The organism is Protaetiibacter sp. SSC-01 (genome assembly GCF_014483895.1).
In the GTDB taxonomy this organism is placed as follows: domain Bacteria; phylum Actinomycetota; class Actinomycetes; order Actinomycetales; family Microbacteriaceae; genus Homoserinibacter.
The window spans coordinates 2,465,422-2,478,456 of sequence record NZ_CP059987.1 but is presented as its reverse complement, the minus strand read 5'-3'; the positions used below and the strand labels follow the sequence as shown (position 1 = coordinate 2,478,456).

Annotated in this window: 9 protein-coding genes and 1 tRNA gene; 9 read left to right on the top strand and 1 reads right to left on the bottom strand. The window is 72.5% G+C overall.

The genetic code is table 11. From position 1 onward, the window contains the following. Positions 1–8 precede the first annotated feature (8 nt). From H4J02_RS11685 to H4J02_RS11645, 9 genes are all read left to right on the top strand, one after another. Positions 9–1,163, top strand: a complete 1,155-nt coding sequence (locus H4J02_RS11685; RefSeq protein ID WP_187674740.1) for a DNA polymerase III subunit delta' — start codon at positions 9–11, stop codon at positions 1,161–1,163. Between the two features lie 23 nt (positions 1,164–1,186). Further along, complete coding sequence (locus H4J02_RS11680) at positions 1,187–2,701, top strand: alpha/beta hydrolase (protein WP_187674739.1); 1,515 nt, start codon at positions 1,187–1,189, stop codon at positions 2,699–2,701. Positions 2,702–2,857: 156 nt separating this feature from the next. Next, positions 2,858–2,930, top strand: a tRNA-Thr gene (locus H4J02_RS11675). 162 nt (positions 2,931–3,092) lie between these two features. After that, the gene (locus H4J02_RS11670; RefSeq protein ID WP_187674738.1) at positions 3,093–3,959 is read left to right on the top strand and encodes a hypothetical protein; all 867 of its coding nucleotides are present in this window, start codon (positions 3,093–3,095) and stop codon (positions 3,957–3,959) included. An 83-nt stretch (positions 3,960–4,042) separates the two neighbouring features. Further along, positions 4,043–5,026: a Gfo/Idh/MocA family protein gene (locus tag H4J02_RS11665; RefSeq protein WP_187674737.1), complete on the top strand. Its 984-nt coding sequence runs from the start codon at positions 4,043–4,045 to the stop codon at positions 5,024–5,026. Between the two features lie 95 nt (positions 5,027–5,121). After that, positions 5,122–6,669 (top strand): D-alanyl-D-alanine carboxypeptidase, encoded by a 1,548-nt coding sequence (locus H4J02_RS11660; protein ID WP_187674736.1) that lies wholly within the window; start codon positions 5,122–5,124, stop codon positions 6,667–6,669. 12 nt (positions 6,670–6,681) lie between these two features. Next, a complete protein-coding gene (locus tag H4J02_RS11655) occupies positions 6,682–7,263 on the top strand; it encodes an isochorismatase family protein (protein WP_187674735.1) in 582 nt (193 codons plus the stop codon). Next, a complete protein-coding gene (locus H4J02_RS11650) occupies positions 7,260–9,461 on the top strand; it encodes an MMPL family transporter (RefSeq protein ID WP_187674734.1) in 2,202 nt (733 codons plus the stop codon). Before H4J02_RS11655 ends, H4J02_RS11650 begins: the two co-directional genes overlap by 4 nt. A 130-nt stretch (positions 9,462–9,591) precedes the next feature. Next, positions 9,592–11,052: an NAD-dependent succinate-semialdehyde dehydrogenase gene (locus H4J02_RS11645; protein ID WP_187674733.1), complete on the top strand. Its 1,461-nt coding sequence runs from the start codon at positions 9,592–9,594 to the stop codon at positions 11,050–11,052. An 82-nt stretch (positions 11,053–11,134) separates the two neighbouring features. Here H4J02_RS11645 and H4J02_RS11640 read toward each other — a convergent pair whose 3' ends face one another. Next, positions 11,135–13,015: an ABC transporter ATP-binding protein gene (locus tag H4J02_RS11640; protein ID WP_187674732.1), complete on the bottom strand. Its 1,881-nt coding sequence runs from the start codon at positions 13,013–13,015 to the stop codon at positions 11,135–11,137. Between the last annotated feature and the right edge of the window lie 20 nt (positions 13,016–13,035).

The following is a 13,035-nucleotide window of genomic DNA, read 5'->3' as shown; positions in this document are numbered from 1 at the left end:
TGACAACGATGAGCGGCATCTGGGACGAGCTGACCGGCCAGGCGGAGGCGATCGCGACCGTGCGCGCCGCCGCATCCGGTGAGTCGCTCGCGCACTCCTGGCTCATCACCGGCCCGCCCGGATCGGGCCGCTCGACGCTCGCCTACGCCTTCGCGACCGAGCTGCTCGCGCGCCCCGACGTGCCGGGCGACCTCGAGCACACGGCCGCGCAGGTCGCCGCCCGCACGCACCCCGACCTCGCCGTGCTCAGCACCGAGGCCGTCATCATCAAGATCGAGGACGTGCGCAAGCTCGTCACCGCGAGCCAGTTCTCGCCCTCGGTCGGGCGCTACCGCGTCATGGTGATCGAGGACGCCGACCGGATGGCGGAGCGCACGTCCAACGTGCTGCTCAAGGCGCTCGAGGAGCCGCCCGAGCGCACCATCTGGATCCTCTGCGCCCCGAGCGAGGCCGACCTGCTGCCGACCATCCGCTCGCGCGTGCGGTCGGTGCGCCTCCGCGTGCCGAGCGTCGACGACGTCGCCGAGCTCATCGAGCGCCGCGACGGCGTGAGCCGCCCGGATGCCATGCGCGCCGCCCGCGAGGCCCAGGCCCACATCGGCATGGCGCACCGCCTCGCGACCGATGAGAAAGCCCGCGAGCGCCGCAAGCGCACCATGGAGCTCGCCCTCGGCATCCGCAGCGTCTCCGGCGCCGTGCTCGCCGCCGCCGAGCTGCTCGACATCGCCGGGCAGGATGCCAAGGCCATCACCGAGGAGCGCGACGCCGAGGAGCGCGAGCAGGCCCTGCGGTCGCTCGGCGTCGAGCCCGGCGGCACCGTGCCGCCCGCGCTGCGCGCCCAGCTCAAGGTGCTCGAGGAGGACCAGAAGCGCCGGGCCACTCGCAGCCTGCGCGACGGCATCGACCGCATCCTCGTCGACCTGCTCTCGCTCTACCGCGACGTGCTGCTGCTGCAGCTCGGCGTCGAGCTCGAGCCCGTGAACCTCGCGATCTACCCCGAGCTCGCGCAGGCCGCAGAGCGGTCGACGCCCGCGCAGACCCTCGCGACGCTCGACGCGATCGGCGAGGCGCGCACCCGCATCGAGGGCAACGTCGCGCCCGCGCTCGCGCTCGAGGCGATGCTCGTCTCGGCCATCCGCCGCGCCCCGGCGGGAACCCGGTGACGCGCCGCATCGCGCGGCGGGGGATGAGCGCTCTCGCCGCCGCCGTCGCCGCGGCCCTGCTGCTCACGGGCTGCGTGTCGTGGTTCATGCCGACGCGCCCGTCGGCCACCTCGACCCCGACGGGCGAGGACGTGCCGGCCGAGCTCGCGCCGTACTACCACCAGGTGCTGCGATGGACCGGATGCGGCACGGGCCTGCAGTGCGCCGCCGCGACCGCGCCGCTCGACTGGGCGGACCCTGCGGGCGACACGATCGAGCTCGCGCTCATCCGCCAGCCCGCGACCGGTGGCAAGGCGCGCGGCTCGCTGCTCGTCGACCCCGGCGGGCCGGGCGGCTCGGGCGTCGACTTCATCCGCGACTCCATCGACTTCGCGACGAGCGAGACCCTGCAGCGCGAGTTCCACGTCGTGGGCTTCGACCCGCGTGGTGTCGGCGCGTCCACGCCCGTGCAGTGCACCGCCGACGACGCAGAGCTCGACGACTTCATCTACGGCATCGTGGCGGGAGAGCGCGGCTCGGATGCGTGGATCACCGCCGCCGAGGAGCGCAACCGGCAGTTCGGGCTCGGGTGCCTCGAGCACACCGGACCGCTGCTCGAGCACGTCGACACGATCAGCGCAGCACGCGACCTCGACCTGCTGCGGGCGGTGCTCGGCGACGAGAAGCTCAGCTACATCGGGTACTCCTACGGCACCTACCTCGGGGCCCGCTACGCCGAGCTCTACCCCGACCGCGCGGGCCGGCTCGTGCTCGACGGGGCGGTCGACCCCTCGACGACCGAGTTCGACGTGAGCCTCACGCAGGCGCGGGGGTTCGAGGGCGCGCTCACGGCGTACCTCGAGGACTGCCTCGAGCGCGAGGAGTGTCCCTTTGGGGGCACCGTCGAGGCGGCGCGTACCCGCATCGCCGAGCTGCTGCGACAGCTCGACGCGCGACCCCTCGCGGGGCGCGACGGCCGACGGCTCGGGGCGAGCACGATGTTCAGCGCGATCATCCTGCCGCTCTACAACCGCGGCAACTGGGTGTACCTCGACGAGCTCTTCCAGGAGACCTTCGACGGCGGCAGCGACACCGCGTTCTTCCTCGCCGACGTCTACAACGACCGCGAGGCAGGCGGCACCTACTCGAGCAACGGCACCGAGTCGTTCATCGCCATCAACTGCCTCGACTACCCGAGCGACGGCGACCGCGACACGATGCGCGCGCAGGCTGCGCAGCTCGCGGAGGAGGCGCCCGTGTTCGGGCCGTGGATGGCGTACGGCGGCGCCCAGTGTCCGCAGTGGCCTTTCGCGTCGACCGTCGAGCGCGGGCCGATCAGCGCGCCGGGCTCGCCCGACATCCTCGTCATCGGCACGACCAACGACCCCGCGACCCCGTACGTGTGGGCGCAGGCGCTCGCCTCGCAGCTCGAACGCGGGCACCTCGTGACCCACCGCGGCGAGGGGCACACGGCCTACGGCGACAGCGAGTGCGTCACGGAGATCGCGGACGCGTACCTCGTCGACGGCGTCGTGCCGGCGGCCGACCCCATGTGCTGACGCGGGTCGCCGCTTGACCGCGGGTGCCGCTTTGCCGCTGGTCGAGTGCGCGCGGCGCGCGGCTACTCAACCAGCGGGAGGGGGCGTCGCGGCCGCGGTTCGAGCACCCCGAAAGATCGGCTATGCTCGGAGGCTGTGCCGCTGCTCGCAGCGCACGCCGCCTTAGCTCAGTCGGCAGAGCGTCTCACTCGTAATGAGAAGGTCGTGGGTTCGATTCCCACAGGCGGCTCCGATTCACGACGACCGCAGCGGGGATGTTGTCCCCTGCCCGGGGGGTCGACCTTCCTGTCGACCGCGCGTAGCCTGTCTCGCGTAGCGCAGCCTGTGGGGGGAGGCGCTATCCGGCTCCTGTGGGGGGAGGCGGGGACATCTTGAACTGGGGGGTTCAAGAGTGCTCAAGCGCACGATTCTCGTGGGGACGGTCTTCGGTGCCGTGCTCGCGCTCGGCCTGCCGTTCGTCGGGGGCGGGGGACCGGCATCCGGCACCTCCGCGCACGCCGAAGGCGGCGCCATGCTGCCCGTCGCGGCCACGTCGCCCGTCGCGACGACGGGGCGCGTCGGCGACACCGCATCCGCTCTCGCTGCCGTCGCCATCGCCGTCGAGTCCGACGCGCTGCCCGCGAAGCCGGAGCGCGACCTGCGGGTCGACTCCGAGCACCTCGCGCAGAAGCCGGTGCCGAAGCCCGTCGTAATCCCGCAGTCGCCGGCGGCCCGCCGCAGCGGCACCGCGGAGCGCGTCGCCGCACGCCAGGCGGCCGGGCAGTCGTGCCCCGGCAACGTGGGCGGCTCGACGCCGGGCGCCCCCGGCATCACGTCGGCGGGCGGGGTCGGCGGCACCACCTCGGCCGACCTGCAGTCGTTCGCGGCGCAGTACAACGCCATCCGCGTCGCGAACTGCCTCGAGCCCGTGCCGATGTCGAACTTCCGCTACGACGCGTGCATGGAGGCGCGGCTGTTCTGGATCGCCGAGGATCCGAGCCCTGACGTCAACAGCGCGTGGGGCCACAACGGCACGCCGCGCTCCGACGGCGCGCCGGCGGTCGGATGCGACGGCAACCTCGCGGGCGGCTCCGGCAACTCGGGAGCCACGGTCGCGCAGAAGTGGTGGAACTCGGCATCGCACCAGAAGTCGCTCTACCGCCCGACGTACTCGGGCTCGATGGGCGGCGTTGTCATCTGCTTCGCGATGGTGCACGGCGGCCTGCCCAACGACGGCTACGGTTTCGCGCGCGCGGCGGCCCGCTGGGGCGGCTGCTGACAGACTCCGCAGGCCGCGCATCCGTGGGCCGCGAGGCCCGGTAGGGAGACGGATGCGCGGCCCGCGGCCCCTACGCTGGACGCATGAGCGAACGACTGCGCTGGGGCATCCTCGGGACCGGGCTCATCGCCCGCATGTTCACCACCGACCTGCAGCTCGCCGGGTTCACGGTGACCGCTGTGGGCTCCCGATCGCAGGAGGGCGCCGACGCGTTCGCCGCCGAGTTCGGCCTGCCGCGGGCGCACGCGAGCTACGAGGCGCTCGCCGCCGACCCCGAGGTCGACGTCATCTACGTCGCGACGCCGCATCCGTTCCACGCCGAGAACGCGCTGCTCGCGCTGGAGCACGGCAAGCACGTGCTCGTCGAGAAGCCGTTCACCCTCAACGCGGATGAGGCCCGTCGCGTCGTCGAGCTGGGTGCGTCGAAGGGCCTCGTCGTGCTCGAGGCGATGTGGACCCGATGGCTGCCGCACATGGTGCGGATCCGCGAGATCATGGCATCCGGCACCCTCGGCGAGGTGCGCGCGGTCATCGCCGACCACGACCAGAAGCTGCCGCTCGACCCCGAGCACCGTCTGCAGAACCCGGCGCTCGGCGGCGGTGCCCTGCTCGACCTCGGCATCTACCCGGTGTCGTTCGCGTGGGACGTCTTCGGCGCGCCATCGACCGTGCACGCGATCTCGTCGCCCACCGCGACGGGTGTCGACCGTCAGACGGCGATCATCCTGGGCTTCCCCGGCGGGGAGCAGGCGGTGCTGCACACGCAGCTCGACGCCCGCGGCCCGTCGACGGCCGTCGTCATCGGCACCGAGGCGCGCATCGAGATCGACCCCGTCTGGTACAACGCGACGTCGTTCACCGTCATCGACCCGCAGGAGAACGTCGTCGAGCGCTACGACGAGAAGGTGCCCGGGCGCGGCATGCAGTTCCAGGCCGCGGAGCTCGAGCGCCTCGTCGCGGCGGGCGTCACGGCGGGCGACATCCTGCCCCCGGATGAGACGGTCGGCATCATGGGGACGCTCGACGAGGTGCGCCGGCAGATCGGGCTGCGCTACCCCGGCGAGTAGCGGGTAGCGGGTAGCGAGTAGCGCACCCGCGCCCCGTGCGCAAGGGTCGCCGTCCGGCAGCGGTCGCCGAGGGACCCCGCCGGTATCATTGCGAGGTGACCGACGAGCAGCCGATCTCGCGCCGCGCTGCCCGCGAGGCCGCGCGTGGCAAGGGCGCCCCGACGACCCCTCCCGCGGTCGACGCGGATGCGGCGCCGGCCGCTGCGAAGACGCCCGGCGGCATCGGCGCACTCCTGCGCCGCCACCCCGTCGCGTGGATCGTCGGTGCGAGCGCCGTCGCGTTCGCGCTCCTCGGCACGGGCGCCGTGTTCGCGGGAGCCGCGTGGGCCTCGCGCGATCAGCGCGCCGCGGTCTCCACCCCCGAGCCCTCCGCCGCGCCGGAGCGTCCTCTGCCGGCGGAGCTCGCATCCGCCACCCGGCTGCGCACGTGCTCGATCGCCCCGCAGGCGGCCGACCCGCGTCTCGGCGGGCTCGTCGGCACGGTCGTGCGCACCGACACCGGCGAGTCGCTCTTCGACCGCAGCGGTGCCGCCCCGGCGCCCACGTCGTCGGCGATGAAGGTGCTCACGGCCGCCGCCGCCATCTCGCGGCTCGGTCCCGACTTCCAGGTCACGACGAGCGTCTACGAGGGCTCGAGCCCCGGCACGATCGTGCTCGTCGGCCGCGGGGACGCGACGCTGTCCGCCCTGCCCGCCGGCCAGGAGAGCTTCTACCCGGGTGCGCCCAAGCTGCAGACGCTCGCGGAGACGACGATCGCCAACTACCGCGCGAAGTACCCCGACATCCCCATCGCGCGCGTCGTGCTCGACGCGGGCTACTGGAACGCGAACGACCGCTGGGACGAGACGTGGGACCGCGGCGAGCTGACGCGCGGCACCCTCTCCGAGGTGACCGCACTGCAGGTCGACGGCGACCGCAGCGACCCGCGCGCCGCCGTGAGCGAGCGCTCGAACGACCCCGTCGGTCGCGCCGGCAGCGCCTTCATCGAGGCTCTGCGCGACGCCGACGTGGACGGCGATATCGTCGCCGAGGACGTCACGACCATCGCGGGGAGCGCGGTCGGCACGACGACGCTCGCGGAGGTGAAGTCGCAGCCGATCCGCAACTGGATCTCGCAGATGCTCCTCGCGAACGATCACACCCTCGCGGAGATGCTCGCGCGCATCGTGTCGCGCGAGTCCGACATGGGCGGCAGCGCCGCGTCGCTGCAGGGGGCGATCACGGGAGCCCTCCTCTCGTGGGAGATCCCGAGCGACGGCGTCACCATCCGCGACGGGTCCGGTGTCTCGGCGGGCGACGCCGTGCCCCCGCAGGTGATGACCGCGCTCATGCGCAAGGTGCTCGGCGGCGAGGGGGGCCTCGACGTCGTGCGGGGCGTGCTGCCCGTCGCCGGCAAGTCGGGCACTCTCGTCGACCGCTTCACGGGCGACAACACCGAGGGCCGCGACAACGTCACGGGTGCCGCCGGCAGCCTCTCGGGCGCGTCGACGCTGTCCGGATGGTTCACCGCCGCCGACGGCGCGCAGTACGCGTTCTCCTTCACGGCCGTCGCCGAGGGCCTCAAGGCGAGCGACGCGCGCGCCGCGCTCGACACCCTCACCATCGCCGCGCTCCGCTGCGGCGACAACCTCTCCAACAACTGACGGGAACGACCCATGACCAGGGCCTTGCTCATCATCGATGTGCAGAACGACTTCACCGAGGGCGGCGCTCTCGGCGTCGAGGGCGGCGCGGCCGTCGCACAGGGCATCACCGCGCACCTCGAGGCGAACCCCGACCGCTACGACGTGGTCATCGCCTCCCGCGACTGGCACAACGGCGACGACGACAACGGCGGCCACTTCGCGGCGGATGCGGAGCCCGACTACGTCGACACCTGGCCGCGCCACTGCGTCGCCGGCACGCCCGGGGCCGAGTACCACCCCGCGCTCGACACCTCGCTCGTCGACGTGCACGTGCGCAAGGGGCAGGGCGTGCCCGCGTACTCGATCTTCGAGGGCACGACGGATGAGGGGGCGGCGTTCTCCGAGGAGCTCGACCGGCTGGGGGTGACGGAGGTCGAGGTCGTGGGCATCGCGACGGACTACTGCGTGCGCGCCTCGGCGCTCGACGCGATCGCCGCGGGACGCGCCGTGACCGTGCTGAGCGACCTCGTCGCCGCCGTCGACCCCGTGACGGGCGCTCAGGCGCTCGTCGAGGTCGAGGCCGCCGGCGGCAAGGTGCGGTCGGCCCGATGAGCCGCCGCGCCGCATCCGAGACCACCACCACCGCATCCGCCCCCGCATCCGCCACCGCCGAGCGACCGCGTCGCTCCGGCCTCGCCCGCACGCTGCGGGTCGTGCTCCCCTCGCTGCTCATCCTCGGCTGGCTCGCCGCCGCGGGTGTCGGCGGCCCCTACTTCGGCAAGATCGGCGAGGTCTCGTCGAACGACCAGTCCGACTACCTGCCCGCGAGCGCCGACGCCACGCGCGTCGCCGAACTGCAGGGGGAGTTCCTCGGCGCCGACGAGATCCCCGCGATCCTCGTCTTCCAGCGCGAGGGCGGGCTCGAGGCGGGCGACGAGGAGTTCATCGCCGAGGTGCTCGAGGAGATGGCCGAGCTGCCGTCCGTCGGCGAGCTGAGCCCCGCCATCCCGTCGGACGACGGCGAGGCGGTCGAGGTGTTCGTGCCGATCGACGCCGAGGGCGAACTCAAGGAGTCGGTCGGCGAGGTGCGCGAGCTCATCGCCGAGGCACCCGACGGGCTCACCGCGGCCGTCACCGGCCCGGCCGGCTTCTCCGCCGACCTCGTCGCCGCGTTCGCCGGCATCGACGGCCTGTTGCTGATCGTGGCGCTCGGCGCCGTGTTCGTCATCCTGCTGCTCGTCTACCGCTCTCCGCTGCTGCCCGTGCTCGTGCTCGGCACCTCGGTGTTCGCGCTCGCCGCGGCGATCCTCGTCGTGTGGTGGCTCGCGAAGGCGGGCGTCGTGCAGATCAACGGGCAGGTGCAGGGCATCCTGTTCATCCTCGTGATCGGCGCCGCGACCGACTACTCGCTGCTCTACGTCTCGCGCTTCCGCGAGGCGCTGCGCGAGCACGCCGACCGGTGGGACGCCACGAAGGCGGCCGTCAAGGGCTCGATCGAGCCGATCCTCGCATCCGGGGGCACCGTGATCGCGGGCCTCCTGTGCCTGCTGTTCAGCGACCTCAACTCGAACAAGGCGCTCGGCCCGGTCGGCTCGCTCGGCATCGTGTTCGCGATGCTCGGCGCGCTGACGCTGCTGCCCGCGCTGCTGTTCGCGACGAACCGGGCCGCGTTCTGGCCGTTCCGCCCGAAGGTCGGCACGCAGGAGTCGGAGTCGCGTCTGTGGGCGGGCGTCGGGCGCCTCGTCTCGCGCCGCCCCCGCACGGTGTGGATCGCATCGACGCTCGTGCTGCTCGTCGCGGCGCTCGGTGTCACGCAGCTCAAGGCCGACGGCGTCGCGCAGTCCGACCTCATCCTGAGCGAGTCGCAGGCCCGCGACGGCCAGGAGCTGCTCGGCGAGCACTTCCCGGGCGGCTCCGGCAGCCCCGCCGTCATCGTCGGCTCCGAGGACGAGCTGACCGAGCTCGCGGATGCCGCCCTCGCCCTCGACGGGGTCGAGTCGGTCGTCGCTGTCTCCGACAACTCTCCCAACGGCACGATGCCCGTGGGCACCGACGCGGAGCCCTTCCCGTTCCCGACGCTCGTGGCGCTCGAGCCGACCGTCGTCGACGGTCAGGTCATGCTGCAGGCGACGCTCGCCGACGCGGCCGACTCGGATGCGGCGCAGCAGACCGTGCGCGAGCTCCGCGAGGCGATCAAGGACGTCGACCCGGACGCGATCGTCGGTGGCGTCACGGCCACCGCGGTCGACACGAACGACACGTCGATCCACGACCGCAACCTGATCATCCCGATCATCCTCGTCGTGATCTTCCTCATCCTCATGCTGCTGCTGCGCTCGATCGTGGCGCCGCTGCTGCTCATCGGAACCGTCATCGTGTCGTTCGCGGCGGCGCTCGGCGTCTCGGCGCTCGTGTTCAACGGGTTCTTCGGGTTCCCGGGGGCCGACCCGGCGGTGCCGCTGTATGCGTTCGTGTTCCTCGTGGCGCTCGGGGTGGACTACAACATCTTCCTCATGACGCGCGTGCGCGAGGAGAGCGCGGCGATCGGCACGCGACCCGGCATCATCAAGGGCCTCGTCGTGACGGGTGGCGTCATCACCTCGGCGGGCATCGTGCTCGCGGCGACCTTCGCGGCCCTCGGCGTCATCCCGATCCTCTTCCTCGCGCAGATCGCGTTCATCGTCGCCTTCGGCGTTCTCGTCGACACGATCATCGTGCGCTCGCTGCTCGTGCCGGCGGCGGCCTACGACATCGGCCGCGCGATCTGGTGGCCCTCCAAGCTCGCGCGGGCGGAGCAGCTGCCCCGCTGACCCCCGTCCGCGAGAGTACGTACTTTTCCGCCTCGGCGGCCCGTCATCGGGGAAAAGCACGTACTCTCGCGGACGGCGAGGGGCGCGGATGCGGCGCACGGCAGGTCGCCGGACGCGAGAGGATGGGCATATGATCTCGGAGAACGAGCTGCTGGCGAAGGTGCCGACGCAGCTGTACATCGGCGGACAGTGGGTCGACGGCGCGGGTTCGCGCACGATCGACGTGAACGACCCGGCGACGGGTGAGACGATCGCGAAGATCGCCGACGCGACCCCGGAGGACGGCATCCGCGCCCTCGACGCGGCCGTCGCCGCGGCATCCGAGTGGGCGGCCACCCCGGCGCGCACGCGCGGCGAGCTGCTGCGGGCTGCGTGGGAGCTGCTCATGGAGCGTGCCGACGAGTTCGCGCTGCTCATGACGCTCGAGATGGGCAAACCGCTCGCGGAGGCCCGCGGCGAGGTCACCTACGGCGGCGAGTTCCTGCGCTGGTTCTCGGAGGAGGCCCCGCGCATCACGGGCCGCTACGGGCCGAACCCCGAGGGCACCGGCCGCATGATCGTCACGCAGCGCCCCGTGGGGCCGTGCTTCTTCATCACGCCGTGGAATTTCCCGCTCGCGATGGCGACGCGCAAGATCGCGCCTGCCCTCGCGGCCGGCTGCACTGTCGTCGTGAAGCCCGCGACCCTCACGCCGCTCACGACGCTGTACTTCGCGAAGCTGCTCGAGGAGGTGGGCGTGCCCGCGGGCGTCGTCAACGTCATCACGACGTCGACGTCGAACGACGTGTCGGAGCCCATCATCCGCGACCCGCGCCTGCGCAAGCTCTCGTTCACGGGCTCGACTCCGGTGGGCCGCAAGCTGCTCGAGCAGGCCGCGCAGGGCGTGCTGCGCACCTCGATGGAGCTCGGCGGCAACGCGCCGTTCATCGTCTTCGAGGACGCCGACCTCGACAAGGCCGTCGACGCCGCGATGCTCGCGAAGTTCCGCAACATCGGCGAGGCCTGCACGGCCGCCAACCGCTTCCTCGTGCACGCGGATGTCGCAGACGAGTTCACCCGCCGCGTCACCGAGCGCGTCGCCGCGATGAAGGTCGGCCGCGGCACCGAGGACGGCGTCTCGATCGGACCGCTCATCGACGGGAAGGCCGTCGCGAAGGCGTCCGAGCTCGTCGCGGATGCCGTGGCGAAGGGCGCGCAGGTCACGACCGGTGGCCAGGCGGTCGACGGGCCGGGCACCTTCTACGAGCCGACCGTCGTGGCGGGGGTGACCCCGGGATCCGAGATCCTGCGCGAGGAGATCTTCGGGCCCGTGCTCGCGATCTCCACCTTCACCGACGAGGCGGATGCCGTGCGTCGCGCGAACGACACCGAGTACGGCCTCGTGTCGTATGTGTTCACGCGCGACCTCGCGCGCGGCCAGCGCATGATCGACCAGCTCGAGACCGGCATGATGGGCCTCAACGTGGGCGTCGTGTCGAACGCGGCGGCCCCGTTCGGCGGCGTCAAGCAGTCGGGCCTCGGCCGCGAGGGCGGCTTCGAGGGCATCCACGAGTACCTCGACACGAAGTACACGCTCACCCCGATGTCCTGAGTGTCGTGGCGCGGCTGGAGCCGTGACCCGACGGCGGGAGAAACAACTCCCGCCGTGACGTCACGGCTCCAGCCGCGCCATGTCACACCAGAAGCTGGTGCTTCGCGAGGTCGCGGTAGAGCGGGGTCGAGACGACGAGCTCCGAGTGCGTGCCGACGCCGACGACGCGGCCGTGGTCGAGCACGACGATGGCATCCGAGTCGACGACCGTCGACAGGCGGTGCGCGATGACGAGCAGGGTGCGCTCGGCCGCCACGGCGTCGATCGCCTCGCGCAGCAGCTGCTCGTTCGCGCCGTCGAGCGACGCCGTCGCCTCGTCGAGCAGCAGGATGGGCGGCGCCGCGAGCAGGGCCCGCGCGATCGCGAGGCGCTGTCGCTCGCCGCCGGAGAGCATGACGCCCTCCTCGCCGACCGCCGCATCCAGGCCGGCCGGATCCCGGTCGAGCACCTCGCCGAGGTTGACGGTGCGCAGCACCTCGACGCACTGCTCGTCGCTCGCGTCGGGCGTGCCGAGCGTGAGGTTGTCGCGGATGCTGCCGGCGAGCACGGGCGCGTCCTGCTCGACATAGCCGATGCGGCTGCGCAGCTGCTCGCGGGGGAGCGACCGAACGTCGACCCCGTCGACACGCACGACACCCGCGTTCGGGTCGTAGAAGCGCTCGATGAGCGCGAGGATCGTCGACTTCCCGGCACCCGACGGCCCGACGAGCGCGACACGGCTGCCCCGCGGCACCCCGAACGAGACGCCGTGCAGCACCTCGCGGTCGTGCGGCTCGACGGCGTCCTCGCCGAGCTCCGACGCGACCACCTTCTCCTGCTCGGTCGCGTGCGCCTGCTCGGGGTAGGAGAACCGCACGTCCTCGAAGCGGATGGCGTCATCCGTCGCGAGATCGGGCGCGGTCTCGACGGCGTGGTCGCCCTCGTCCTCCGAGGGGATGCGCATGATCTCCTGGATGCGGCCGAGCGCGCCGAGCGCCTGGTTGACGGAGGTGACGGCGCCGAAGGCCTGCCCGAGCGGCATGATCATGAGGAACAGGAACAGGATGAACGCGACGAGGCTCGCGATCGTGATCGCGCCCGACGCGACGCGGTAGCCGCCGAGGCCGAGCACGACGAGGAACGACACGTTCATCGCGATCGACGCGACCGGCACGACGAGCGCCGACACCTTCGCGACGCGGATGCCGGCTCCCCACGCGGCGCGCGCATCCGCCTCGATCGCCTCGGTCTCGCGCTCGGTCGCGTTGGCCGCCCGCACGGTGCGGATGGCGGAGATCGCCCGCTGCACGCCCGCCGCGACCTCGCCGACCTTCTCCTGCTGCTCCCGGCTCGCGATGCGGATGCGGCCCGAGAGCCCGCCGACGACGCCGATCGCGAGCGCGATGACGAGCACGGTCGCGCCGAGCAGCACGGGGTCGATGATGGCCATGCCGATGATGGCGCCGACGAAGACCACGGCACCGCCGAGGGCGTCGACGAGACCCTGCGTGAGCACGGCGTAGAGGAGCGTCGTGTCGCTGCCGACGCGCGAGACGAGGTCGCCCGAGCGGCGCGTGTCGAACTCGCTGATGGGGAGGCGCAGCATCCGGCGCACGAGGGCGCGGCGCGACGACAGCACGACGCTCGTGCCGGCGCGCTGCAGCAGGTAGTGCTGCACGGCGCCGACGATGCCGTTGGCGATGACGAGCGCGACGAGCAGCCACGCGAGCGCGCCGACTGCGCCGCCGTCCTGCACGACGGTGATGACCTGGCTGACGAGCGCGGGCTGGGCGAGCGAGAGCGCCGCGGCGACGAGGCTCAGCACGATCGCGAGCGAGAGCAGCCCCTTGTGCTCCGTCAGGTACGGCAGCAGCTCGCGGAACGACGCGCGCGGCCCCGTGTCGGGGGTGCGGCGGAGGAGGTTGCGGCGCAGGGGGTTGCGGCGCAGGGGGTTGCGGCGCGCGGGCGCGTCGGTGCTCGTCATGGTGTGTCTCTCCGGGGGGA

Excerpts from the sequence above, each read along its gene's own strand:
- H4J02_RS11685 (WP_187674740.1), top strand. The coding sequence starts at position 9 with ATGAGCGGCATCTGGGACGAGCTGACCGGCCAGGCGGAGGCGATCGCG.
- H4J02_RS11680 (WP_187674739.1), top strand. The coding sequence starts at position 1,187 with ATGAGCGCTCTCGCCGCCGCCGTCGCCGCGGCCCTGCTGCTCACGGGC.
- H4J02_RS11665 (WP_187674737.1), top strand. The coding sequence starts at position 4,043 with ATGAGCGAACGACTGCGCTGGGGCATCCTCGGGACCGGGCTCATCGCC.
- H4J02_RS11655 (WP_187674735.1), top strand. The coding sequence starts at position 6,682 with ATGACCAGGGCCTTGCTCATCATCGATGTGCAGAACGACTTCACCGAG.
- H4J02_RS11650 (WP_187674734.1), top strand. The coding sequence starts at position 7,260 with ATGAGCCGCCGCGCCGCATCCGAGACCACCACCACCGCATCCGCCCCC.
- H4J02_RS11645 (WP_187674733.1), top strand. The coding sequence starts at position 9,592 with ATGATCTCGGAGAACGAGCTGCTGGCGAAGGTGCCGACGCAGCTGTAC.
- H4J02_RS11640 (WP_187674732.1), bottom strand. The coding sequence starts at position 13,015 with ATGACGAGCACCGACGCGCCCGCGCGCCGCAACCCCCTGCGCCGCAAC.